Here is a 26,122-nt window from a genome sequence, read left to right on the forward strand (position 1 = left end):
CAATATCAATACAGTTCAAAGTACTAAATCCGTTACTTTGGCTATATTTAATCATTCAGCAATCAATCAGGAGCCTGCATGAAGTACTCACGACTTGGTAGTAGCCCATTAGAAGTTTCGCGCATTTGTTTAGGAAGCATGACTTGGGGCGTACAAAACAACCAGCATGATGCCGACGAGCAAATCAATTATGCACTAAGCCGTGGTATTAACTTCATTGATACCGCTGAAATGTACGCGGTCCCTCCCTCACCTGAAACCTATGGTAAAACCGAAGCCATCATTGGCAATTGGCTAAAGCGCCACCAAGAAAAGCGCGAAAAGCTCGTGCTTGCAACCAAGATTGCGGGAAGCGGTTTGCCTTGGATCCGTGAAGGCGGCCCTATTACGGGACAAGCAGTGATCCAAGCGGTGGACGATTCTTTAGCGCGCCTGAATACCGACTATATCGACCTCTACCAACTACATTGGCCAAACCGTACTTCACCGCACTTTGGTAAACAATGGCCAGGTATGGTGCCTTTGAGTGCACTTGACCACGACGAAGAACGCGCTGGCATGCTAGATATTTTAGAGGGCCTAGCGAGCTGTATTAAAGCAGGTAAAATTCGCCATTGGGGTCTTTCTGATGATACGCCTTGGGGTATTCACACTTACCTTAATTTGGCGATGCAGCACAATCTACCTAAGCCGGTTTCAATTCAAAATGAGTTTAGCTTGCTACATGCCAAAGATTGGCCTTACTTAATTGAGAGCTGTGTAAACGAAGATATTGCCTATTTACCTTGGTCGCCGCTGGCTGGTGGGATGCTGAGCGGTAAATATTTAGGGGGCGCAAGACCTGAAGGCAGCCGCTTTACCTTAGTGCAAAGACAAGGCCTATTTAGGGATACACAACTAGCGCAAGAAGCCGTTGCAAAGTATCTAGAAATCGCCAAAGAATTTAATATGACTGCAGCGCAACTGGCGCTAGCTTGGTGCAATCAAGTCGATGGCGTGACTTCAACTATTATTGGCGCGACAACCATGGCACAGCTTAAAGAAAATATTCAAGCGTTTGAACAGCCGCTATGTGCAGAATCTTTAGCCGAGATTGATACGGTATTTAAAGCGTACCCTGCTCCGTTTTAATATCTTCATTCGCGATACGCCGCTTTTACGCTGGCGTATCGCTTTGTAAACCCATTTTTGTTACCTAAATTGAAGTTAACCCCCCCATGCAAAGCTTAAACAACAATCCAGTCACTCCACTTCAAGGTAGCTGCTTTACCAGAAAAACTACTCGCGCCATTGTCCTTAGAGGCAACGACATCCTTATGCTTTACACCAAACGTTATGACGATTACACCTTGCCAGGTGGCGGCGTCGACGAGGGTGAAAGCTTAGAAGCAGCATTGGAGCGCGAGCTAAAAGAAGAAACGGGTGCCGTATCCATCACAGGTTTGACTCCTTTTGGTCGCTACGAAGAGTACCGCCCTTGGTATAAACCCGATCATGACAATGTGCATATTATTTCTTATTGCTACGTTTGTGAGATTTGTGGCGAATTTGATGCGCCAGCGATGGAGGATTATGAACACGCCAATGGTATGAAGCCGGTGTGGATCAACATAAACCAAGCCATCGCGCATAACGAAGCAAAACTCAATGATGCTAATAACAAAGGGATGTCCGTTTTACGTGAACTCACTTTGCTAAAACACATTTCCGCGCAATTAGTCACAGATTAATTTGCCTATTGAGGGAACAATTAAGTCTTTATTAAGCTCTAACTCCGCATGACTCAAGGATTTAATAAGAATAATGCGGCTGCTCCAACACAACCTGATTAGTTTCACCATTATCGCCTCTATTGTGCTGCATCTACTGCTCGGCTGGTATCTGCAGCAAAGTATTTATATCCCCTCAAAGCCTGTAGAAATTAAGGCAATGAAAACCTATTTGGTTATTGAGCCTGCCAAGCCCAAGATGGAGCGCATTGAGACACCGACGATAACTGAAAATAAGCCAGTAGAGGAGTTAAAACCGACGCTGCCGGACGATACAGTTGAAGTACTAAAAACTGCGCAAGCAGAACCAAAAAAGCCTGCGGTTGAAAATACAACCCAGCACATAACCAAAGCAGCGGTCGTCACGCAACCTAAAAAATTAGACCATCGCAAAGCAATCTCTCAATTTCGTCAGCAACTTTTAGAGCGCGCTCCGAGTGACGTTGTACTCAGCCAAAGCCAAGAAAAGCCGCAGCGGATCACCGTGCCTAAAACGCATCAAACCACTGCTGCGAGCATGCAAAGAGAGCAACTCGAGTCTACGTCTCAATACACAGTCTACCGGGAAAATGGCCTGTGTTACGCTGAAGTTAGGCCCGACCCAAGCATTCCTACACCGGAAGGATTAAATAAGAATTGGCGTACTGCGCCTCGCCCTTGCGATGGCGGTGCCATTAAAAAAGCCTATGACGCCGCAATGAGTAAATGGCTAAACAAACGCTAATCTTGCTATCATAAAGCAAATCTATTGCGAAGAGTCCATTATGGAAAAAGTCACCATTTTAGTTGACGCCCAAAATGTTTATTACACCACCAAGCAAGCCTACCAAACAGGCTTCGACTATAATGCGTTTTGGCGCAAAGCGACGGCTAATCGCGAGGTATATCAAGCCATTGCCTATTCCAGCGAACGGGGTGACGACAAGCAAAGACAGTTCCAAAATATCTTGCGAGCGATTGGCTTTGAGGTGAAGTTAAAGCCTTATATTCAACGTGCCGATGGCTCCGCAAAATGTGATTGGGATGTTGGCATTACCATTGATGCCATGGAATGCGCGTCAGGATCCGATGTGATAATTCTAGTTACTGGCGATGGTGATTTTGATTTACTCGCGAATAAGCTCAGAGATAAATACCATACCCGAGTCGAAGTTTACGGCGTGCCGCAGCTTACTGCCGCTTCACTGATCCGTGCCGCCAGTGAGTTTATACCAATCGAAAACGAATTGTTGATTGGCAAGAAATAAAAAAGCAAAGCTCCTTGATAGCAGCGGCTTTGCTTGTTGACGAATTCGTCACTTTTGATTGCTTGGTTGTGCAATACACGCGTTTTAATCCGATAAGTAATATTCCACGCTCGTCACAACACGCACGATTTTTATCTGTGGCGTATTACTGTCTCTGTCGCGAATACTAAATTGTCCTTGCCTTGCCGATTTTATTTTGCCAAGCACAGAATCGGAATCTTTAGCAAATTTGACCGCCACTTCTCGAGCTTTTTGTGTGGCTTCTTGCACCATTTCAGGTTTAATATCATTAAGACCAGTAAACAAATATTCAACCCGATTTTGATAGTCGTCTTTGGTGATAGCAATACCTTGTTTGGCCAGCTCACTTAACTGCCCTAGTGCTTGCGAGACTTTATCTGGATTATTGGAGTACACAGTCACACCGGCTTTTGCCACATAGCGAAATCCTTGATTGTTTTGACCGTACTCTTGGGCGTATTTATCCGTAATGGAAGGCGCTGATATCGAAAGCTCTGAAGCATCAAAGCCATGCAAGGTTAAGAACGCGCGGATCGCCGCATTTTTCTTTTCCGTGCGCTCCACCAAGGCTTCCAGATCGTTATCTGCATCACGATAAAATACGGGCCAAATCACCGTGTCTGCTGTTACTTCCTTTTCCGATAAGCCTTTTACACTTACCGTTCGCTCCATTCCTTTTACTTCTAGAATGGTCGATTTTACCATCCAACCGCTCACTACCACCGCTAGTGATAGCAAAGCTGCAGGAGCCAAATATTTACTCATAGTAGACATATCTCTGTCCTCAACGTTACGCCTCAGTCATAGTTTTCAAACAATTATTATGGGGATAGATCAAAGTCTACCTTAATTGCACTCGAAAACCGCGAGCAAAATGGTAGAGTGGTGCTTATGAGCTGCGGCTGAACTAGGAAACAGTATGAGCGTAAAGCGTATTAGCCAATTTTTTAACCCCCAATCCATCGCGGTGATTGGCGCCTCTAACAATCCTGATCGCGCCGGCTTTATCGTAATGCGTAACTTGCTACAAGGCGGCTTTAAAGGGCCCATTATGCCCGTCAGTCCAAAGCATACCGCCGTGCATGGGGTGCTCGCCTACAGCGCCATCAAGCAGCTCCCCAAAGTCCCTGATCTCGCTGTTATTTGTACCAACAAACAAACCTTAGTGCAAATCATCAATGAACTTGGTGATATTGGCTGTCAACATGCAATCATCATCGCGGCGGGGCTTGATAATCAGCACAAACAACAATTAAAAGAAGCTGCCAAAATAGCGAAAGTCACTTTACTTGGTCCTAATTGTCTCGGTTTACTCATTCCTCACTTGGGTATTAATGCCAGCTTTTCTCATACCGTTGCAGCGCCCGGTAAGCTTGCTTTTATTTCACAATCGGCGGCGGTATGTTCAACCATACTGGACTGGGCACAACATAAAAAAATCGGCTTTTCTTACTTTGTTTCCGTTGGGGACTGCCTTGATATCGATTTCGACGAACTACTTGATTTCCTTGGACGGGATCCAAAAACCCAAGCTATTTTGCTTTACATTGATAATATCGACGATGTTAGGCGCTTTATTTCTGCAGCTCGAGCCGCTGCATTTAGTAAGCCTGTCATCGCCATAAAAACCGGAAAAACCAAGGCTGGCGCAATCGCTGCGCTGAATCACACCGGCGGCAATACCTCCGATGACGCGGTTTATGATGCCATGTTCCAGCGTGCTGGTATGCTGAGGGTAAACGATCTTAGGGAACTATTTGCTGCCACTCAAACCCTTGCTTTACACCCCAAATTGCTGCAAGTAGAACAGCTGACCATTTTAACCAATGGCGGCGGCCCAGGCATTATGGCCGTCGATACCTTACTACAGAACTCAGGCAAACTGGCGGTGCTAAGCGAGCAGACCAAGCAAGCGCTCAGCGCCCTGATCCCACAAACGGATCATGCTTGTAACCCTATAGATATTTTTGGTGATTCCTCGCCAAAACGTTACCAACAAGCACTAGAAATTTTATTAAAGGCTGACGAAGTCAAAAACTTATTGATAATTCATACTCCTTCAGCGCTTGCGCCAAGTACCGCTTATGCCGAGATCATTGCACAGACGCTAGCCAAAATTCCAAAAATGGCACGCCCTTATGTGATGACAAACTTTATGGGTGAAGAAGCGGCCTACGCCGCAAGGCTTGTATGCGCAAATGCTAAGATCCCAACTTATCGCACCCCAGAAGGTGCCGTTGGCGCCTTTATGCACTTGGTGAGCTACCGTCGAAACCAAAAACATCTCACGCAAACACCTGAGTCCTACAGTGATGAAGGCCAGCTGCAACACCTGCAAAGCAAACGTTTAATCGATGACTTTTTAAATTCAGGTGCCAATAAACTCGCGACCCATTTGGCTTCTCAGGTGCTGGCTAATTACGATATAGAATGTATAGAGACACAAATCGCACTCACCCCCTCAGAAGCAAAAGAGCAAGCTCAGCAGCTTGGTTTCCCCGTTGCACTCAAACTGATAAGCCATGATATTCCTTCTAAATCGGAAGTGGGTGGGGTTGTACTCAACCTCAACGATGCCGAAGAAGTAGAACAAACCGCATTTTCGATGTTACTACGGATCCGTGAGGCTGCCCCCGAAGCTGAAATAGAAGGTTTCTCTTTGCAACGCATGGCAAAACGCGCTGGTGGACAAGAATTACGGATAGCGGTAAAAACCGAACCCGGTGTCGGCCCTGTTATTTTACTGGGTGAGGCGGGCACTGGGCTTAATTTCTCGCAAGCTGCGGTGGCATTACCGCCACTGAATATGAACCTTGCAAAGTACCTAATTGCAGCCGCCCATGATAAAGGCTTTATCAAAGAGCGGGCACTACCTGAAAAGGTCGATAAATACCGTTTATGCGCCCTACTCACTCGAGTGTCTCAAATGGTAGTCGACCAACCCGATATCATTGATATGGAGCTCAATCCTATTTTGGCCTGCTCGGGTCAGTTCCAGGTGCTCGACGCCAGTATTACGCTAAGACGATACGAGCCAGTATCTGGCCGTAAGCGCTTGGCCATCCGACCTTACCCTCGAGAACTGGTAAAAACCGTGACGTTAAAAGATGGCCGCCCCGCAACCTTGAGACCTATTCGTCCTGAGGATGAAAGAGCGCACCAAGAGTTTGACCAGTCTTTAAGTAAAGAAGATAGATATCGCCGCTTTTTTGGTGAGTTGCCACAATTTAATCATGAACAGCTCGCCAAAATGACGCAAATTGACTACGACCGGGAAATGGCGTTTATCGTCACTGTACCTAATAAGTCGAGCTATCAAACGCTTGGAGTATCACGCGTGCTGATGGACCCAGATAACCAAGTGGCTGAATTTGCCGTAGTGGTACGTTCAGATTGCCAAGGACTTGGGCTTGGACGCATACTCATGGAAGCCGCAATAAAGCACTGCCGAAAACAAGGCGTACAATGCATAGAGGGGATCACCCTGCCAGAAAACAGCGGTATGATAGGACTTGCCAAAAAGCTTGGATTTACCGTATCTCGAGATTTTGAGGAAGGCACCATTCAGATGGTGTTACACTTAAACTAAACACAAAAAAGATAAGGGATGCTGGCAACTTGATGCAACTTCACATCAGAGAAAAAACGGCTGCGGTGCTCGAGGCTACAGGGCAATATCGAAAACTTGGGCGCGCAGTTGATATCTTCCTCATCACCCTGATTTTAACCAATGTCGTCGCTATCGTGTTGGAATCTGAGCGCGACTTAGCAAGTGTGTACCATCACTACTTTCTAACCCTAGAGTTAGTCAGTGTGACCATCTTCGCCATCGAATACTTACTGAGGTTTTGGTGCTGTGTCGATAAGCTTGATTACCGCCAATTGGATATACCCAATTGGAAAAAACGCCTAAAGTATCTGATATCACCGCTGGCAGTGATTGATCTCATCGCTATTTTACCAACCATATTAATGGCCTTTATCACCTTTGATCTGCGCTTTTTACGTGTTATTCGATTACTCAGGATCTTTAAGCTGACGCGCTACTCTCGAGCCATGCAGTTGCTGCTCGCAGCATTTAAAGAAGAGTCAAGCTCATTACTTGCTGCCTTTTTCATTATGAGTGTGGTGCTTATCATGGCCTCTTGCGGAATTTATCTTATTGAACACGATGTGCAACCGGATAAGTTTGGCTCCATTCCCAAAGCCATGTGGTGGGCGATGGCTACTCTAACCACCGTGGGTTACGGCGATGTAGTGCCTATCACCCCGCTCGGGCAATTTTTTGGTGGCCTTATCACTTTACTCAGTATGGGCATGGTCGCGATCCCCACAGGCCTCTTGGCTTCAAGCTTTGCGGACCAAATGCGCAAACGTCGAGATGCGTTCAATGAGGCTGTGCTGCATGCATTAGTCGATGGCGATGTCGACAAAAGTGAAAGAGCCCATTTAGAAGCGCTTCGTATTGAGCTTGGCTTAAGCCAATTGGAAGCGAACCAAGCAATTAAACTAATGAGCAGTCAACGCGTCCATCATATGTACTGTCGCCACTGCGGTAAAAAGCTGTAGCCAAAGAGGCTACAGCGATGTTTCAAAGAGTAATTGCGCTACCTGTTCACCACTAATCGCCGAGCTGAAGCGATAGCCTTGATAATAATCAACTTGCTCAGCCTTAATTCGCTGATACTGTAGGTCGTTTTCCACCCCTTCAGCGACACATTTTAATCCCAGTCCATGCGCTAAATTTACACATGAGCGAATGATTAAATAGCTTTCAGGATCCTCAGCAATTTGTTGTACAAAGCTTTTATCTATCTTGATGACATCAATAGGCAATTGTTGCAGATAGGTCAAAGAGGCGTACCCCGTCCCAAAGTCATCCATATAGATACGACAGCCTAGTGCTTTTATTTCTTTCATCACTTTCACCGCGCTATCAACGTTAGAAAGCAATGCGGTTTCCGTTATCTCAAAAGCTACTGAGTGACCAGACACTTTACTGCGACTTAGCGCCTGTTGAATATTATCGACCAAGCTCGAGGATTCAAAATCAATGGCGGATAGATTAATAGATATATACAAATCGCGCTCAATGGTTTGCCAGTGTCTCAATTCAACCAATGCCCGAGAAAGGGTTTGTAAGGTAAGCTCGGTAACTACGCCTGCATGTTCAGCTGCTAGCGCATACTCCTGAGCGCAAAATTCACTATTTTCAGGCCAACGTAATAGCGCTTCAAAGCCAAGCAAGGTATCACTTTGTACATCGACAATTGGCTGATAATGATTACTAAATTCACCATTTTTGAGTGCTCGCATAAGCGCTTGTTCGACTTCACGAGAACGTCTAACCTTGCCATTCATCTCTTCGCGGAAAAACTGATAACTAGAAATTTGTTGTACATTGACATGCTCAAGGGCCGCCTTAGCCGCTTGATTGAGCTCAAAAGCGTCGGACGCATCATCCGGGTACATTGCAATTCCTATCGTTGGTTGCATCTGCACAGTATGTCCAGCGGCCTCCAAAGGTGTGCTAAATGAGTGAACTAAACACTCTACATATTGATGCACCTTTTCAGGGTTATCGAGATGCTCCATCAGCACATAAAACGACTTATCATGCCCCGTTGCTAAACTGTCTAATTCTCGGAAGCAACAGCGTAGCTTTGTTGCAAGCAGTGGAAGCAGCTCGGCCACAAAGTCTGCACCATAAATATCGTATAGATTCTGTAAGCGATTGAATTTGATTACCAGTAATGCAAAATGTGTCTCTTGAGCCTGCGACTGCTTGATAGCATGCTGCACTCTATCCATCAATAACGCTTTATTCGGCAACTTTGTCTGTAAATCGTAGTTAGCGAGCTGATATAGCTCTTTTTCAGTACGCTTTTGTTGGCTAATATCGGTTAGCACCACGACATAACTGTATAGTTCGCCATCACCATTTGCCACGGCACTAATCTTAATCAATACGTCTCTTTCATCACCATTAGGCAGACTAACGACTTCTTCTGAACTCAAGTGTTGATGTACTGCCAACGCCAACGTTTGGCGTAGATACATCATCCGCTTTTGTCTCGACATCCCAAGTTTTACCGCAGTGCTTGATGACGGGATAGAGTCAAGATTAAAGGCATTTTGCATCGCACGATTACAAGCCTGGATACGTAGTCTTTTGTCTAAGATCATAACCCAGTCACGGGTCTGCTCAAACGCAGCCCCAAATAATGCGGCACGCTCTTCAAATAAACGTTCACGCGTTAAGTTGGTATAGGTGCCAGCCACTTGTGTGGGATTACCTTCATCCCACTCGAGTACCTTGCCAAAATCCTTATACCAACGCCACTGGCCTTTGCTGTCTTTTAATCGATAAGTACAGTCGATAAACCCTTTGTTCGTTGTGACGAACTCAAGCCACTGTAAACGGAACATGGCTCTATCCGAGGGATGTATCTTTTGCAGGTAATCGTCCAAGCCGACACTCTCAAGCTCGTAGTCGAGCTCCGTAACTAATCGAGGCTGATAGATTAACGTACTACCCGCATGCCACTCCCATACGCCGGAGTTACTTCCCTCTAGCGCCATTTTCAACCTAGCTTCGCGGTCTTGTGTTTCCTTATGAGCGGCAAGAATAAGTTGCTCAACACGATACTTTCGATAGCTCCAAAGAGACAGTAGTAAGAGCGTGAGAAACACATATCCAGCAATCGCAACGGGTGAACGCCACGCGGGATAGTTTACATTAATGGTTAATTTTGCAGGCGGCGTATAATCGCCCGTTAATGGGTCTTTGGCCCACACTTTTAACGCATATTCACCGGGATTAAGTTTAGGAAATACCACACGATTTTGATTGCGGCTCAAGATCTTCTGACCACCGGATATTTGATACTCATAAATGATCCGATCCTGATAGCTAAATGCCATCGCAGAGAATGACACTTCGAGTCCAATATCGTCATGTTCAAGTTCAATGTGATCAAATTGCTTTAATCCAGCTTTTTGATTTGGCCGAGAAATTAAATCCACGCTGGTGATATTAACATGATCAAGTAATGGCTTTTTAGGCCGATTGTCATCAGGAGAAAACACCACAAACCCTTTTAACATACCATACGCAATGCGACCATCTTCCAACATCACGGAAGCACCACCATTAAATTCATTAGAAAGTATGCCATCCTCGGTGGTGAATTGTTGTAAGTGCAAATTATCCGGATCTAGACGCCAAATTCCCTTGTGAGATGACATCCAAATCATTCCTTCTTTGTCTTGGCGCATTTCATACATCAAAGTATCTATTTTATGGGCTTTTAAATCGATGTTATAAATCGGCTCATAACCGTCCAGCGTCAGACCAATCAAACCAAAGGATGATAACGACAACCACAAGATATTATTTTTATCTATGGTATAGGTGGTGATATCAACCGCTAAATGCTTATTTGCCTTTGGCGCTTTATAGATCTCAGTTAGCGTTTCCAACTGCGGATCATATTGCAGCAATACGCCAGCATAGTAGTAAAGGGGTTTAAGCGGTTCGTTTGGAAGTGGTGGGTAGAAGCCATAAGTAAGAAACGGATCGACATTTTCAAATGACTTCGTCAGGTGTGTCAGCTCTGCTGTATTAATATCATAAACGAACATCCCAATGTCACTATTTACGAAATAAAACTTACCATCAGCTAACAACTCCCCTCCTTTCACAAAGGAGGTCAGTATCTCTTTATCTTCTGGGTTATTAGCCTTGGGTCTTGTCACTTCATGAGTAATAGGGTCAAAGACAAACAATCCTTTCACAGTTGTTAGCCAAAGCTTATTGTTATACTCCGCAATCTTCCAGATAATAAACTCTGAGAGAATTTCGTCACCCAAGTAACCCTTTAGAAACTGTTTAGTCTCTCTGGTTTTTGGGTTGTATCGTGTTAGGCCGTCATTTGTTGCCAGCCACAAGAACTGATTAGATTCATGCATTGCCCAGACATTACTGTGAGAAAAACCTTCACCTTCAACGGTAAGATCGCTAACGTTATCAAACGCCAGCGTGCTGTCTGGTAAGTAAAATGCACCATCTTCTTTAGTCGCAACCCAAAGCCCACCATAGTTGTCTTTAACAATATCGATAACACTGGTATTTGATGGCAAAAATACGCTTGTAGACAAACGCTTATCACGAACCGCATTGCCATCTTGAATCGTGTAATAAACAAGACCTTTGTCGGTACCAAGTAGCAAGGTGTGTTCATCATGTCTGAGCATTTTCCATATGTTTAGCTCAGGAAGTAGCGTTTTAAACGGTACCTCTGCGTCAAAATCTTTTAGTAATTGAGAAATATCTAGCTCGTACATCCCCTGAACCGCTCCCACGAGCAAGGTATCTTGGTCTAAAATAAATAGTGATTTAGTATTTGTTTGATAGGGATGTGCAATGGGAGCAAGGTGGTCAAGGGGTCTTAGTTTTTTCGTTGTTAAATGATATGCAAACAAGCGCTCTGAAGTGGCGATAAACAAGATGTCTTGATGTTGATAAACGGCACGTATAAAACCGCTTTCTTCATCTAGCGGTAAAGTCACTTCACTCTCAAGTTTGCCTGTATGGATATTGAGGATAGCAACATCATTGGTGCGTACAACCCACATATGGTCATCATCTTTGGTCAAAACGATATTAACCAAATTGGAATAAAACTCGTCCTCTGTGGAGGGGGGCTCTATGTACTTTCTATACTCGTCTTTCATCGGGTCGTATCGCAATAAACCCGCGATCCCCGTGGTGATCCAAATGCCACCAAGGTTGTCCTGGTAAATATAATTCACTTGCACTTTATCAAGCACACCATCTGGCCCATTCACATCCAGCACTTGATAACCGTCGTAACGGTTAAGTCCTCCTTCGGTAGAAAGCCACAAATAGCCCTGCTCATCTATGAGCAACGTATTTACGTAACTTTGTGATAATCCTTCCGCGGGTGAAAGTCGAGAAATTTGTGCAGCATTTACCAATGCAGTATATAGGCAAATACAAAATATAAAACACAGGCGAAACATAAAAAGCCGAGGTTGTTAACTAGACGTAATACATTGCCACGAGTTGACGATTTTGTCCAAGATAACTAGATAAGCGAGAGGCAAGTTCGGGTGGTAGCTCTAGTGAATTGCTTTGAAACCCAAGGGAGAGATAAAAGTCACTTAGATGGCAATACGCAAAAGTATAAATTATCTGTTGTGGTTGCTGAGCGCGAAACTGATTAATGGCTGTTTTAATGAGTGTTTTCGCAATGCCTTGGTTTCTATATTGGGATGCGACATAAACACCGACAAGCAACCAGTTGCCGTCTACAGGCTGAAAACGACAAGCCGCGATAATGTCACTGCGTTCTTTTACTACCCATACTTTGTCGTGTTTTGCAGCTCGACCTCGTGCCTTGTGTGCAGCATAAAACTTATTTACGAGCGGCGTCATGATGGCCGGTAGCAATTCAATTGTCAGCATCAAGCAAGCATTAGACTCAGGTAATACTCAAACTTTTGCTTTAGCGTATCCTGTTCAGACAACGGCCTTTGATTGATGGTGTCATAAATCGCTTCTCTACTTTTTTTGCCTCGTTTTATTTGGTAGGCCCAAAACGACGCCTCATACTCTAGTTGAATTTGGTATTTTTCTTGTCTAGGTAGCAAACACAGGTTATAGCTCATTACGCATCATTCAATTTTAAGCAAAGGAAAGCTCAAGTGTATCACAAGGCAGTGTGTCTATTGCAGCAAAATCTAGTTTTGATTAAAGCGCGATAGCGTGCCCTTTATTGTAAAAATTATGTATACTTAAATGCATAAAAATCGCTGAGTGACCCACCGAAGGAGTTGGATTGAAAGCCGTATTACTGTGTTTACTAATGATTATTTCAACTGTTGCACACGCTACTAATGAACTGCCAAAAGTTATGCGCTTCAATAATCCACCGCAAACTCCACAAGCGCTCTATGTGATAGAGCTGATGGAAATGGTTTATCAATCTCTCGGGATAGAGTTACGCCTTGAGGAGTTTAATCATAAAGGCTCTTTAATTGCAGCCAACGCAGGAAACTTAGACGGACAGCTAGCTAGAGTTGCCAGTGTGGAGAATGAGTATCCAAACCTGCGCCGTATTGACTATCCTTTATTTCAGTTTAATTTACAGTTATTCACCCTATGTGCTCACTGCAAGCTTAACGAAATCAAATCTTTAACGGTCCGCAGCGGCTACCCTGTCGCAACTACTTATTTGGCTGAACACCATACCACAGCCTATGTTATTGGCGTTAAAAGCGCGGTGGCGCAGCTTAACTTAGTCATGCAGAAACAGGTTGAAGGTGCATTGATACTCGACTTTCACTTAAAGCCACATCTAAAGAACATAAATGAAGAAACATTACAGATAAAAAATTTAGCCGTCGTTGAAAGTTTCCACTTTGTACATAAGCGTAACGAACAACTAGTTCCACTTATCAAAGCAAAGTTAGAGGAGTTTGAGCGACAAGGAATAATAAAAATGCTTAAAGCTAAATATCAAATTTAAAGTTTTCCCCTTTTTGATCATCATCCATATGCTCTGATTTTGACTTTCGTTGCAGATACCTTTTATAACGTTGCTGACACAACGAGATAACTTTACGCTTTTGCTCGTTATTCAAATTATTCCACTCAAAGCGCTCCTCGCGACTGCGATAGCAACCTTTACAATAACCGCGATTATTTACCTGACAGATCCCCTTACACGGACTTGGGATCTCGAATATCTCAATTTGTTCCATGTATGCGCTACACCATTAACCCTAACCTAAGCATACTGGCTAGGGTAAACTCTGCCAAGGTGTAATTCTGATAAGCTTGCTTGCATTCAACAACACTCAAATAATGTTCATGATCAAAATCAATCAAGGTTTGAAGGCGATTTTTGCAGCTTAATTAAGAATAAAGTTTGCGTGGGAATAGGCGAAATTGAAGCGGGAATTGACTTGTCTTGAAAAAGAGCGATAACCGCTCTTTTTATATCTCAAATTACAAAGGCTAGTCACTCGCTAGCCTAGCCTTTTTAAGATGAAGTGTAGGCAAACTAATTTAGTTTACCGTTACTTTCGCAAACTTACGCTTACCCACTTGGTAGATTTCACAAGAACCTTTAGTAACTTCTAATTTAGTATCTGTTACTTTGTCTTCGCCGTTAAGTTTTACTGCGCCTTGCTTGATCATGCGCATCGCCTCTGAAGTACTTGCCACTAAACCAGCTTCTTTTAGCAAGTTAGTGATAAACGTGCTTTCACCTTCGATAGTTACCGTGACTTCAGGGATCTCATCAGGTAAGGCATTTTTTTGGAAACGCTTGATAAAGTCTTGATGTGCCGCTTCAGCGTCAGCTTCACTGTGGAATCGAGCAATCATTTCTTTTGCAAATTCAATCTTAATGTCACGAGGGTTACGGCCGCCCGCAACTTCTTCTTTAAGTGCAGCGATATCATCCAGTGTTTTCGCACTTAGTAATTCGTAGTAACGCCACATTAAATCATCAGAAATCGACATCACTTTACCGAACATGTCGTTTGGCGCGTCTGTAATACCGATGTAGTTACCTAGTGACTTAGACATTTTCTGTACGCCGTCGGTACCTTCAAGTAGCGGCATCATCAGTACAGTTTGCGGCTTTTGCCCTTCGTCTTTTTGTAGCTCACGACCCATTAATAGGTTAAAGCGCTGATCGGTACCACCGAGCTCAACATCTGCCTCTAGTGCAACCGAGTCCCAACCTTGAACCAGTGGATATAAGAATTCGTGGATTGCGATTGCTTGGCCATTTGCATAACGCTTTTTAAAGTCGTCGCGCTCAAGCATACGTGCCACAGTTTGACGTGCAGCAAGCTTGATCATACCGGCAGTGCCTAGCTTTTCCATCCACTCAGAATTGAATGCAACAGTGGTTTTGGCAGGGTCAAGGATTTTGAAAACCTGTTCTTTGTATGTTTCTGCATTTGCCAGTACATCTTCACGAGTGAGTGGCTTACGAGTTACATTTTTGCCCGTTGGGTCGCCAATCATACCGGTGAAATCACCAATCAAGAAAATCACCTCATGGCCTAAGTCTTGAAAGGTTTTCATTTTATTGATTAGCACTGTGTGTCCTAAATGCAAATCAGGCGCTGTTGGATCGAAACCCGCTTTAATACGTAGTTTTTTACCTGACTTCAGCTTTTCTTTTAATTCATCCTGCAACAGAATTTCTTCTGCACCACGGCTAATCTCTGCAAATGCAGTTTCTAAATCCACTATTCTCACTCCAACAGCTATAACTTGTAATCGCTCGATTCTAGCCTATATTTATCCGAGTTTAAATGCACAAAACGCTGGTATTACGGGTTTATTACGTATATCCTGCAATATTATCTACAATAATTCTTGACAGCAGAAAAGGCGCATTATGGTTCATGTGGTTCATAAGCTCCCCAAAAAGCACAAAGTGCTCATCATCGGCTTCCTATCTGCGATGGTCGGAATTGCCCTGATCCCCTCTGAAAAAGCAACGGCTTCAAAAGATAATGACGGAAAAGCTTTAGAAGTTGGGAAACGTTACGAGTTGCCAGTAAAAATATCAGAAAAAACAGAGCAACTTACTGAATTAGATGCAGCGCCAGTCATCACGCCTGAGTCTGCCCCTAAGCAACCTGTATTTGAATTTAAAGACCACGAAGTGAAGTCTGGCGACAGCCTAGCCGTGATTTTTAAACGCGCAGGTTATTCTGCCAAAACGTTACACAATCTGGTCAATACCAACGCAGAAACCCGTAAGCTGACTAAAATCCACCCGGGAGAGGTGCTTAGCTTTGCTAGCAATGATGGTGGTGAATTAGCTCAATTAAAATACATCTTGTCAAAAACGGATACCTTATTGGTCACCCTAAACGACGAGGGCAGTTACGAAACCAAAATCGAAAGCAAAGAAATCGAAAGTCGCGAAAAATCAGCAGGTGGCAAGATCAATTCCAGCTTCTGGAGCGCCGGTATTTCAGCGGGTCTTAGCGAACGTCAAATAATGAACTTCGCCGATATTTTTGGTTGGGATGTCGACTTTGCAAATGATATTCGTAAGGGCGACTCTTTCGCATTAGTATTTGAAAAGCACTATGTAGACGGTGAAGAAATCGGTAATGGTAAAATTATTGCTGCCGAATTTATCAACCAGGGCGAGCGTTACAGCGCGGTTCGTCATACTGATGACGAATTCTATACCCCTGAAGGCCGTAGCATGAAAAAAGCTTTCTTAAGAGCACCGGTTAACTTCAAATATATCAGCTCCAGCTTCAATCCGCGTCGCCTTCACCCGGTGACTGGCCGAGTATCGTCTCACAATGGTATAGACTATGCGGCACGCGTAGGCACACCGGTGGTTTCCTCTGGTAACGGTAAAGTACTCAAGTCAGGTTACAATAAACTCAATGGTAACTATGTGTTTATTCAGCACGGCAGCAAGTATGTGACTAAGTACTTGCACTTGAATAAACGTGCAGTGAAGACAGGTCAAAAAGTGAAGCAAGGACAGAAAATTGGTACTGTCGGCTCAACTGGCCGCGTTACGGGTCCTCACCTTCATTATGAGTTTTTGGTGAACGGCGTACACCGAAATCCTAAAACGGTAAAACTGCCGAAGTCTGAGCCATTACCTCAGTCTGAGCTCGCTAAGTTCAAACCCATTGCTGATGCGATGCTGGTAAAACTAGAGCGCAATAGAGAGTTAATGCTTGCAGCAGCAAACAAAGACTAAAAACTAAAAAGGTAGCCAAGGCTACCTTTTTACTATGCGAGATAAAAATGCTAGATAAAGCTTATTTTTGATTAAACAAAGCAAGTGCACTATTGCTCATCGCTCTTACCCCTGTTGCGATGGCGATAGGATAATCTGGCGCAAATTTACTAGAATGCAATGAAGGTAAAGGCTCACCGCTTTTTTGTGCCGCATCGAATACCGCTTGATTAACACCGCCTAGCCAAAAAATGGTAATTGGTACATTGTCATCAGTACGGCCATATAAACCGAAATCTTCACCAGCCATCACAGGCTGAGATTGTTCAACATTTTCTGCACCAATTTCCTGCTTAATGGCGCTAGTTACAAACTCAGCCAACTCGGGGTTATTATACGTAGATGGAATGCTTTCGCTTTCATGAACGATAACCTCAGGCACAAGACTGTCCTCCAATCCTGCACTTTGTGCTATGCCTGCAGTCAGGCGTTTGATTGCCGCAATTTGTTGCTCACGCACATCCGGGTTATAAGAGCGTAGCGTCAGTTGTAGCTTCACTTCGTTTGAAATGATGTTGTGCTTAGAACCACCGTGAATAGAGCCTACTGTGATCACCGACGGTTCTAACGGAGAGATCTCTCGTGATGTAATGGTCTGTAGTCCCAAAACAATTCGCGATGCCAGTACCACAGGGTCGATGGTAGTATGTGGATAGGCCCCATGGCCCCCTTTCCCCTTAACTATGATGTCAACTGAATCAACATTAGCCAGAGCATAACCCGGTGCGATCGCCACTTTACCGGCAGGAACCGCAGCACTTACATGTAAACCAATAACATGATCGGGTTTAGCAAACTGAGTATACAACCCTTCCTTTAACATGGCTTTTGCGCCGCCACCCACTTCTTCAGCGGGTTGAGCTACTAACATCAATGTACCTTGCCATTTTTCCTTGTTAGCCATTAGCTGTTTTGCTGTGCCGATTAAACTGGTCATATGGATGTCGTGACCACAACCGTGCATCACACCAACCAAATTCCCCGCATCATCTTTCACCTTTACTTTTGACGCGTATGGCTTCCCTGTTTCTTCAATAATTGGCAAACCATCGGTATCGGCTCGGATCATCACCGTTGGACCATCACCATTTTTCAACATGCCAACAACACCAAAGCCACCCACATTTTCAGTCACGTCATAACCAAGTCTGCGCATTTCATCCGCCAAACGCCCTGCTGTTTTTTCTTCTTTATAAGAGAGCTCAGGGTTTTGATGTAAATGTAGGTACAAAGATTCAAGTTCAGGCATAGACTCTGCAACTTGTTGTTTTAAATTGGCATTCGCATGCCAAGACAAAGTGGCAATGAGGCCTAATGCCAAGGGAGATAAGCGCATAAGATAGACTCCTTTTTGTTTTTTTCAGGATGCGGGTTTATTGGGGGAAAATCAATCATATTTATATTTTAATCCTTTCTATTTTACTAAGTTTTGCTACGCTTAAAGACACAACTAAAGGAATCCTCATGCCAGAGATTAATATTAATATCAGTGATTTAGAGCCAGGTATGTTTGTTGTCGGTGTGACAAAGCAGACAGGCTCAGTTGCGATTAAAACCAAGGGCTGGGTGAGAACGAAAACAAGCATTACAAAGCTACAAAAGAGTGGTGTTTTAGAGGTAACGGTCGACCCCAGTAAGCGCCTTTCAGAACACGACCCTCACGATGAACCACCTCACGATCAAAATATAGAAGAGCCGCATAAACCAGAGCATGATCCATGGCAAACCAAGTGTAGTGTTGATGCAGAAATGCAACACGCAGTGACACTTTACGACGAAGCAAAAGCAATTCAAAGCAAAGCGTTTGCGGATATTAAAGCGGGTAAAGCGATAGAAATAGAGGCTTTTAAAGCAACAGCAAGCGGCTTTATTGACTCCGTATTTCGCAATCAAGATGCGCTTTCCTGCATTGCTCGGATCAGAGAAAAAGATGCCTATTTATTGGAGCACTCTATTAATGTTTCTATCTTAATGGCTATTTTCTGTAAGCACCTTGGCTATTCGAGAGAGGTAACCGAGGAAATGACCACAGGGGCGCTACTCCACGACATTGGTAAGATAGAAATTCCTGATGATATTTTACATAAACCAGGAAAATTAAGCCTTGATGAGTACCACGTCATGAAGTCTCATGCTAAATACAGCTTTGATATTTTGCTCAATGCAGGTCTTGGAAGAGTTGCTTGCGAAATAGCGGGTTATCACCATGAGCGCCTCGATGGCACAGGGTACCCTTATGGCAAAACCGCAGACGAACTACCACAGCATGTGAGAATGGCCGCTATTGTAGATGTTTATGACGCATTGACGGCCGAGCGCGTCTACAAAGAGGGCATGACACCAATTAAAGCCTTTAAGTTAATGCGTGAAGGCTGCCCTCACCATTTTGACGAACAACTATTAAGCCGGTTTATTGCTTGCATTGGCGTATACCCTGTGGGCACCTTAGTAAAACTCACTAGTGGTAAGGTCGGTGTTATTGCTCAAAGTAACCCCAAAACGCCCTTAAAACCCGTCGTGAAGGTGTTTTATCACGCTAAGCACATGCATTACATTGAAGTTCAGGATATAGATTTAAGCACTAAAAAAGCAAATGATGAGCTAGAGTCAGCTGTCAAGCCTGAGGAATTCAAGCTTGACCTTATTCGGTTTTTTAAACACTCAATGCTGCCTTAATACGAAGGCAGCCAATCCTCCATTGCCTCAAGGCTGAATTCAATCCCGTCGAAATCAAAACGTGTTTGCTCTGGTGTGATTTCTACAACGGTCAAAGCCCCTAAACTATCACCCTCGTATAAAGGTCTATTGTTTATTTTTATCCACCGCTCATGCGAGTCGGTAGCATAAATATGCGCTTGATAACGTAAGCTTGGAATACTATTTTGCAATTGGGCAGGCAGCAGCGCGATGGGCGTAGCTGAAGCAGAGTCCTTAGTCGTAGAAAGCACCTCCGGCTCTTCATGCGGTGCCGTTTCTTTTACCGCCTCGGCAAAGGCTTTTTTAAGTTCTTCTGATACCCCGGCAAGTTCATCATTTTGTGGTTTTGGCTTAGCGCCAAATACGCGATAACCCGCATATTCACCAGCCATTTGGATCTCTCCAGGAGATGAATCTTGAGTAACCTGATTAGGTTGAATGGCATCAGATGTAGGGGCAGGAACAACAGTTACAGCTTTAACAGAATCTACCGGGACCAATTGTTGTTGATATAAAGGCTTGCCTTGGTTATCAACGCCAATTTGCACAGATACCCACTGGAAGTGCTGCTCAGGCTCAGCAGTTTGCGTCGCTAGATTAGGATTAACAGTGTTGTTTGTCGCTGAAGTAGTCGCTGGTGTACTCACTTCTTGACTAGCAACATTGGCTTTTTGCGCCTGCTGATTATTCTCCAGCGCAAGATCTGTAGCAAGCTCAGCTTGCTCTTCTTTTTTCGGCTCCACTTTAGACGTTACTGCTGGTTGCACTTCTGCTGGGGTCGTTATCTTACCAATATAATACCCCGCCCCAAGTGAAGACAAAGACAAAAGACCCGCACCGGCATAGGTAACGAGCTTTTTATAGAAAATGAGTTGGGCGTCTTGGCGTTGACTCAAATAATCCTGTTCGGCATCTGCGCCTTGTTGCGACTGTTTCATTGCATTTGTTAAATACGACATGTTTCCCTCTACACCAATTTTGCCAAACCAAAGCCTGCAACAAATAACACCCCAAGCCAAACCGCAAACAATAATGGCACGCGATTTTTTTCTTGGCTTGCAACTGGCACTAAATTCGTGGGTAGCGCCTCCTTTGCAGCTTGAACAGCGATTGCTTTCGTTACCTGAGTTTGCGATGCCGAGTACGCACCTAATAAACATCTGTCGGCCAACAAGTTTATTAATCTTGGGATCCCAGCTGTCACTTGATGTACATAGGCTACCGCATCGTGGTGGAACAACGCTTGCTGACAACCTGCTTTTTGAAGTCGGTGCTGTATATAAGCAAACACTTGCGACTCGCTAAGTGGTAGCAAGTGATAACGCGCCGTGATCCTTTGTGCCAATTGACGTAGCTCGTTTCGCTGTAACAAATGCTGCAGCTCTGGCTGACCTACCAATACAATTTGTAGCAATTTTTTATGATCTGTTTCTAGATTAGTCAGCAGCCTAAGCTGTTCAAGTACCTCTGGTGCTAAATGCTGAGCTTCATCAATGATCAACATAGTATGACCACCACTATGATGGTTCTCTAACAATCTATGCTTAATCACATCGGTAAGCGATTTTAACGTGGCGTTGTTGCTGTCATAAGCAATCCCCAACTCGTCACAAATCGTCGCAAGTAGTTCAAGCTCTGATAGTGATGGATTAAGTATAAAAGCAACTTTCGTTGATTCAGGTAATTGAGCCAACATGCTGCGTGTTACTGTGGTTTTTCCCGTTCCCACTTCACCTGTCAGTAGCACAAAGCCACCCGCGTCACCCAACCCATAGGTTAAGTGTGCAAGTGCTTCCTTGTGACGTTCGCTAAGGAATAAAAATTCAGGATTTGGAGCAATCGAGAAGGGTTTTTCAGTTAACCCAAAATAGCGTAAATACACGACTTGTCTCTTTATTGTTATGATGCGCTCTATAATGGCAAAATCCGGTTCAAGATAAAACCTCGAATCGCAGAAAATGGAACATAGAAAATGAAAATCTACCTCGTCGGCGGTGCAGTTAGAGACGAACTGCTAGGACGCCCAGTAAAAGAAAGAGACTATGTCGTCGTTGGCAGCACACTCGAGCAAATGAGCAAACTTGGTTATCAGCAGGTTGGTAATGATTTTCCCGTGTTTTTACATCCAACGACCAAAGATGAGCACGCACTTGCGCGCACTGAGCGTAAGAGTGGTCAAGGATATACCGGATTTATTTGCGACTTCGGCCCTGAAATCACACTGGAAGAAGATTTACTTCGCCGAGATCTTACCGTTAATGCAATTGCTAAAGATGATGATGGTTCACTTATCGACCCTTATGGCGGTCAAAAAGATTTAGAAAGCAGAATTTTACGCCATGTCAGCAGTGCTTTTAGTGAAGATCCACTTAGAGTGTTACGAGTGGCCCGATTTGCAGCTCGTTATACAGAATACAACTTCACCATTGCCGCTGAAACTTGGCAGCTTATGCAAACCATGGTTGCTCACGGTGAATTAAAAACCTTAACCAAAGAGCGTATTTGGCTAGAAATAGAAAAGACAATCCAAGATAAAGGTTTGGGGCATTTTCTACATACCGTTTGGAGGCTCAGTGCGCTTGATGCTGTCACTCCATATATCCCAACATGGGATAAAGTAACCTATGACAAATTCCAACATGCACTCTCTAGACTTGAAAAAAATGATGAGTTAGATGAGTTAGCACAATTCAGCCTTGCCTGTTACTTTTCGGGTACTAGCTTGATTCAGTTAGCGCAAGCAAAACAATTCAAAGTACCTAATAGTTACATAGAAAGCAGCAAAGAGCTCATCACAAATCTCGATTTATTGAGCAGGGAAAATAAAATACCGGAGGATTGGCTCAATATTTTACAAAATATTGATGCATGGCGAAGACCTGAGAAATTAGCGCGTTTTTGTTATATTTGTAGCAAGGTAAGTGATAATTTACGCGTGCTTTGTGACAAACTTACACAGAACTTTTTAGCAACTCGCAACATAGACGTACAAGAGATCATTGCAAAAGGCTATCAGGGAAAGGCTATTCAAGAACAGCTCAAACTCATACGCCTAAAAGCTATACAAAACTAGCCATCTACCGTGAAAAGATAGGTTGATTTTCAGCCTATCTTTAAAAGTTCCCACAAAAATGATCTCCAAAATATCAAACGCTCATTTTTAACACAGTAAATACTACATAAAAATTACAAACACTGCTACAAATACGCTCAAAATTACCGCTAAAACTTATACCACTCCTATCAAATATAAATTTATTGTTTTCAAAACAATAACAGCATTTGTAAACACTCACTAACCGTAAATAAAAGATGACACAAAGACCAATTACAACCACTTGATTAATAAGAATAAAATCAAAACAGGAACAGTAAAATCACACATTACACCTTTTATAAACATCATACACATTTAGACAAAAGCCATATTTAACAATTGTTTATGGTAAAAACGCTGCACCTATATTGCGATATCTCCTCTTTCAAATGTATGGAAAGGGTTGACCGTCGTTATAAACAAAGTAAATAAGGGTCAAAATGTTGAAGAAGTTAAATCTAGTTACCGCAGGTATCCAAGTTGCTTTAGTGGCTGGTGCCGTAAGTAGTTCAGTAGCTGTTGCAAACGAACAGACAGAAGCAAAATCAGTAGAGCGTATTCAAGTTACAGGTTCTCGAATTAAACGTGTAAACCTAACTTCGCCGACTCCAGTTACCGTTATCGGTGGTGTGGAGCTTGAAAACCAAGGCATCACAAACGTAAATGACCTTTTAGCTGAAATGCCTCAAGCAACAGTTGGCCTATCTCCAGAGAATACTACTAGCTATATCTATGCATCAGGCTTAAATACAACTGACCTACGTGGTTTAGGTTCAGAGCGTACATTGGTACTAGTTAATGGTCGTCGTTTTGTACCAGGCTCTGTTGGTGATACTGCTGTAGATTTAAACAACATCCCTACCTCTATTATTGAGCGCGTAGAAATCGCAACAGGTGGTGCAGCAGCAGTATACGGTGCTGACGCTGTGGCTGGTGTTGTAAACATCATCACTAAAAAGTCATTCGATGGTGTAGAAGTTGATGTGTCTACAGTAAAGCCTGAGCAAAGCGGTGGTGAGGAATATTTCTTCTCTATTACAGGTGGTCAAGAACTAGAAAAGCTATCTTTCATTACCTCTTTAAACTACACCAAAAATGAAAGCTACGCGAAACTAGACCGTGACTTCTTCAAGCGCGGCATGAGATCTATCTCTAACCCTGCAAATACAGGTGGTAGTGACGGTATTCCTGCTGATATCGAGTTTAATCACCCAACAGCACTTGGCTATTACTCAGAGCGTGGTGACTTCTTTGCCTGGACTGGTACAAAGACACGTGAAGCGTTTGAGAACCACCACTTCACTTTCGATGAAGACGGTACAATGCGTCCATTCGATTACGGTCTTGGTCTAATTGATGATCCTAACCCAGCTATTTCAAAGCGTGCTGCTGGCCGTTACACGTACGACGAAGCAAACCCTGGTGATGCTATCTTCAGACACGGTTATAAAGATTATTTCCGCACACCACTTGAGCGAATGATCGGTACTCTTTACGGTACTTATGAGCTGAATGATGAGCATGCACTAACATTTGATGCGACTTATTCTAAGACAGAAGCAACGACTGAAAGTAGCCCTGCATTCTTCTCACACACAATCCGTCGCGATAGCGCATTTGTAAACGATGCCATGGGTAAAGTGATGGATGACGCAGGCCTAGGCTCTGTAACACTTTATCAAGCAAACGAAAACTTATGGGGTGACCGTAAGTACAACCAAGAGCGTGAAGTATTCCGTTCATCAATTGGTGCGGAAGGCATCATTAACGATGACTGGAGCTACAGCACATACTTCCAATTCGGTCGTATCGAACAAGACACGCTGTGGACTGGTGAAGTTTATAAAAACAACCTAGCTAATGCGATTGACTCTGTATTAATCGATGGTCAAGTTGTGTGTGCTACCCGTGATGCTGACGGTAACGTGACTGGTGCACGTGAAGGTTGTGTACCATTCAACCCAATGGGTGCAACAAGCGCAACTCAGGAACAACTAGGTTACATTTCAACGACTGCAACTCGTTTTGCAAGACACGACCAAGCAGTATTTGGTGCAACAGTTGATGGTGTATTATTTGAATTACCTGCAGGTTACGTAAGTGCAGCGTTTACAGCTGAGCACCGCCGTGAAGTTGCTAAGATCCGTCCATCTGAAAACATGGAGCAGGGCCTTATTAAAGGTAACTCAAGCCTACCTATGGATGGCGAAATCGAAGTTAAAGAATTCTCAGCAGAGGTTTCTGTACCGCTACTGATGGATGAATTCCTAGCTACTGACCTTACTTTTGAAGGTGCATACCGCTACATGGATTACTCTGTAACAGGTGGTGACGATGCTTGGAAACTGGCACTAAACTGGGGCGTGACTGACGAACTACGTGTACGTGTAAACCGTTCTAAATCGGTACGTGCGCCAAACCTGGGTGACCTGTTTACTCCAAATTCTAAAACTTATAGCTCAGGCCGTGCAGACATTTGTCGCGCAGATTCAATTGCAGAATTAAGCAGTGACTACAAGTACAGAGATAACATCATCAACAACTGTCAAGCTGCTGGTCTAGCTGCTGGTTGGATGCCTTCTGATGAATGGTTATCTGGTGGTAGCTTACCTGGTTACATTCAAGGTAATACTGAGCTGAAAAACGAAGTATCTAATGACTACACTATCGGTGTAATTTACACGCCAGAGTTTGTTGAAGGCTTGGATCTTACTGTTGATTACTGGTCATTTGAAATTGATGGTGCAATTGAATACTTTGGTCGTGACAGTATTAAGCTTTGTTACGAAGCGTCTTCTTTAGACAACCCTTTCTGTAGTAACTTTGTTCGTAACAAAGATACTGGTGAAATTGAGAACTACTATGCGCGTCCAATTAACGCTGCACAAATCACCAAAAAAGGCATGGACTTTGAATCTGCATACAAATTTGACGCATTAAACGGTGAGTTTGCACTTAAACTAACTGCGACTTATTTGATTGAAGATAACCAAAACTCAACTGGTCGTGCGGAAGACTTCCGTAACTACATGGGTGAAACGGATGACGCACCACGCTGGAAAGGCCGTTTCAGCGCGCTATACACGCATGATGATTCTGCATACGTAGTAACAGTAAACTATCGCCACAGCACTGTTGAAGATAACGAGTGGACACCTGAAGATAACAACTTCAATGAGGTTTCTTCTTACACTACTGTAGATTTCATGTATAAAACTTACTTGGTTGAAGATCTACAACTACGTGTTGGTGTAAATAACGTGTTTGATAGAGAGCCGCCTCGTACACCGTATACATACGATGATGGTGAATTCTTCGATGTTAAAGGTCGTCGTCTATCACTAGGTATGAAGTATAACTTCTAATCTGCTGTAAAATTTCGATCCGAAAGCCTCCTTTTTGGAGGCTTTTTTATTTAGCCCCCCACCTTTTATCGTATTTTCGACGCAATTGGACAAACTTGAG

20 protein-coding genes are annotated in these 26,122 nt (G+C 43.7%); 11 read left to right on the plus strand and 9 right to left on the minus strand.

The genetic code is table 11. From position 1 onward, the window contains the following. The first annotated feature begins 78 nt into the window (after positions 1 to 78). The 4 genes from A587_RS0103825 to A587_RS0103840 all read left to right on the plus strand — a co-directional run bounded on the left by A587_RS0103825 (position 79) and on the right by A587_RS0103840 (position 3,016). Positions 79 to 1,131 carry an aldo/keto reductase gene (locus tag A587_RS0103825; RefSeq protein ID WP_017216489.1) on the plus strand — a complete coding sequence of 351 codons (1,053 nt, stop codon included), beginning with the start codon at positions 79 to 81 and terminating at the stop codon, positions 1,129 to 1,131. A gap of 86 nt (positions 1,132 to 1,217) precedes the next feature. Beyond that, entirely contained in the window at positions 1,218 to 1,730 is a 513-nt protein-coding gene (locus A587_RS0103830; RefSeq protein WP_017216490.1) for an NUDIX hydrolase, read from the plus strand. 73 nt (positions 1,731 to 1,803) lie between these two features. Beyond that, a complete protein-coding gene (locus A587_RS0103835) occupies positions 1,804 to 2,493 on the plus strand; it encodes a hypothetical protein (protein ID WP_017216491.1) in 690 nt (229 codons plus the stop codon). 40 nt (positions 2,494 to 2,533) lie between these two features. After that, positions 2,534 to 3,016, plus strand: a complete 483-nt coding sequence (locus A587_RS0103840) for a LabA-like NYN domain-containing protein (RefSeq protein WP_010374680.1) — start codon at positions 2,534 to 2,536, stop codon at positions 3,014 to 3,016. A gap of 84 nt (positions 3,017 to 3,100) precedes the next feature. Here A587_RS0103840 and A587_RS0103845 read toward each other — a convergent pair whose 3' ends face one another. Continuing rightward, the gene (locus A587_RS0103845) at positions 3,101 to 3,811 is read right to left on the minus strand and encodes an SIMPL domain-containing protein (RefSeq protein ID WP_010374677.1); all 711 of its coding nucleotides are present in this window, start codon (positions 3,809 to 3,811) and stop codon (positions 3,101 to 3,103) included. A 145-nt stretch (positions 3,812 to 3,956) separates the two neighbouring features. Between A587_RS0103845 and A587_RS0103850 the strand changes: the two genes are divergently transcribed. Together A587_RS0103850 and A587_RS0103855 are read left to right on the plus strand one after the other, a co-directional pair. Further along, positions 3,957 to 6,626, plus strand: coding sequence for a bifunctional acetate--CoA ligase family protein/GNAT family N-acetyltransferase (locus tag A587_RS0103850; protein WP_017216492.1), 2,670 nt, complete (start codon positions 3,957 to 3,959; stop codon positions 6,624 to 6,626). Between the two features lie 32 nt (positions 6,627 to 6,658). Next, a complete protein-coding gene (locus tag A587_RS0103855; protein WP_017216493.1) occupies positions 6,659 to 7,606 on the plus strand; it encodes an ion transporter in 948 nt (315 codons plus the stop codon). Between the two features lie 9 nt (positions 7,607 to 7,615). Here A587_RS0103855 and A587_RS0103860 read toward each other — a convergent pair whose 3' ends face one another. The 3 genes from A587_RS0103860 to A587_RS0103870 are packed head-to-tail and all read right to left on the minus strand — an operon-like array spanning position 7,616 to position 12,730. Next, positions 7,616 to 12,082, minus strand: coding sequence for an EAL domain-containing protein (locus tag A587_RS0103860; RefSeq protein WP_026000872.1), 4,467 nt, complete (start codon positions 12,080 to 12,082; stop codon positions 7,616 to 7,618). Positions 12,083 to 12,101: 19 nt separating this feature from the next. Continuing rightward, on the minus strand, positions 12,102 to 12,527 hold the full coding sequence (locus A587_RS0103865) for a GNAT family N-acetyltransferase (RefSeq protein ID WP_017216495.1): 426 nt from the start codon (positions 12,525 to 12,527) through the stop codon (positions 12,102 to 12,104). Continuing rightward, positions 12,527 to 12,730 (minus strand): DUF3283 family protein, encoded by a 204-nt coding sequence (locus A587_RS0103870; protein ID WP_010374667.1) that lies wholly within the window; start codon positions 12,728 to 12,730, stop codon positions 12,527 to 12,529. Before A587_RS0103870 ends, A587_RS0103865 begins: the two co-directional genes overlap by 1 nt. 170 nt (positions 12,731 to 12,900) lie before the next feature. Here A587_RS0103870 and A587_RS0103875 point away from each other — a divergent pair, with 170 nt between their 5' ends. Further along, on the plus strand, positions 12,901 to 13,590 hold the full coding sequence (locus tag A587_RS0103875) for a hypothetical protein (protein WP_232288010.1): 690 nt from the start codon (positions 12,901 to 12,903) through the stop codon (positions 13,588 to 13,590). Here A587_RS0103875 and A587_RS0103880 read toward each other — a convergent pair. Next, the gene (locus tag A587_RS0103880) at positions 13,574 to 13,825 is read right to left on the minus strand and encodes a DUF1289 domain-containing protein (protein ID WP_017216497.1); all 252 of its coding nucleotides are present in this window, start codon (positions 13,823 to 13,825) and stop codon (positions 13,574 to 13,576) included. The two genes, A587_RS0103875 and A587_RS0103880, sit on opposite strands and share 17 nt — an antisense overlap. A 307-nt stretch (positions 13,826 to 14,132) precedes the next feature. Then, complete coding sequence (tyrS, locus tag A587_RS0103885; protein ID WP_017216498.1) at positions 14,133 to 15,332, minus strand: tyrosine--tRNA ligase; 1,200 nt, start codon at positions 15,330 to 15,332, stop codon at positions 14,133 to 14,135. A 151-nt stretch (positions 15,333 to 15,483) separates the two neighbouring features. Between tyrS and A587_RS0103890 the strand changes: the two genes are divergently transcribed. After that, a complete protein-coding gene (locus A587_RS0103890; protein WP_017216499.1) occupies positions 15,484 to 16,824 on the plus strand; it encodes a peptidoglycan DD-metalloendopeptidase family protein in 1,341 nt (446 codons plus the stop codon). 61 nt (positions 16,825 to 16,885) lie between these two features. Here A587_RS0103890 and A587_RS0103895 read toward each other — a convergent pair whose 3' ends face one another. Continuing rightward, positions 16,886 to 18,199 carry a M20 metallopeptidase family protein gene (locus tag A587_RS0103895; RefSeq protein WP_017216500.1) on the minus strand — a complete coding sequence of 438 codons (1,314 nt, stop codon included), beginning with the start codon at positions 18,197 to 18,199 and terminating at the stop codon, positions 16,886 to 16,888. Between the two features lie 128 nt (positions 18,200 to 18,327). On the opposite strand from A587_RS0103895, the gene A587_RS0103900 reads away from it, so the two are divergent. Continuing rightward, positions 18,328 to 19,539: an HD-GYP domain-containing protein gene (locus tag A587_RS0103900; protein WP_017216501.1), complete on the plus strand. Its 1,212-nt coding sequence runs from the start codon at positions 18,328 to 18,330 to the stop codon at positions 19,537 to 19,539. Here the strand turns inward: A587_RS0103900 and A587_RS0103905 are convergent. Both A587_RS0103905 and A587_RS0103910 read right to left on the minus strand, forming a co-directional pair. Beyond that, complete coding sequence (locus tag A587_RS0103905; protein WP_017216502.1) at positions 19,536 to 20,519, minus strand: general secretion pathway protein GspB; 984 nt, start codon at positions 20,517 to 20,519, stop codon at positions 19,536 to 19,538. The two genes, A587_RS0103900 and A587_RS0103905, sit on opposite strands and share 4 nt — an antisense overlap. A gap of 8 nt (positions 20,520 to 20,527) precedes the next feature. Further along, positions 20,528 to 21,442, minus strand: a complete 915-nt coding sequence (locus A587_RS0103910) for an ExeA family protein (protein ID WP_017216503.1) — start codon at positions 21,440 to 21,442, stop codon at positions 20,528 to 20,530. 90 nt (positions 21,443 to 21,532) lie between these two features. Here A587_RS0103910 and A587_RS0103915 point away from each other — a divergent pair, with 90 nt between their 5' ends. Both A587_RS0103915 and A587_RS0103920 read left to right on the plus strand, forming a co-directional pair. Then, complete coding sequence (locus A587_RS0103915) at positions 21,533 to 22,633, plus strand: CCA tRNA nucleotidyltransferase (RefSeq protein ID WP_017216504.1); 1,101 nt, start codon at positions 21,533 to 21,535, stop codon at positions 22,631 to 22,633. A 464-nt stretch (positions 22,634 to 23,097) separates the two neighbouring features. Beyond that, positions 23,098 to 26,022, plus strand: coding sequence for a TonB-dependent receptor domain-containing protein (locus tag A587_RS0103920; RefSeq protein ID WP_017216505.1), 2,925 nt, complete (start codon positions 23,098 to 23,100; stop codon positions 26,020 to 26,022). Positions 26,023 to 26,122: the final 100 nt, after the last annotated feature.

The organism is Pseudoalteromonas sp. NJ631 (assembly GCF_000276645.1).
In the GTDB taxonomy this organism is placed as follows: domain Bacteria; phylum Pseudomonadota; class Gammaproteobacteria; order Enterobacterales; family Alteromonadaceae; genus Pseudoalteromonas; species Pseudoalteromonas piscicida.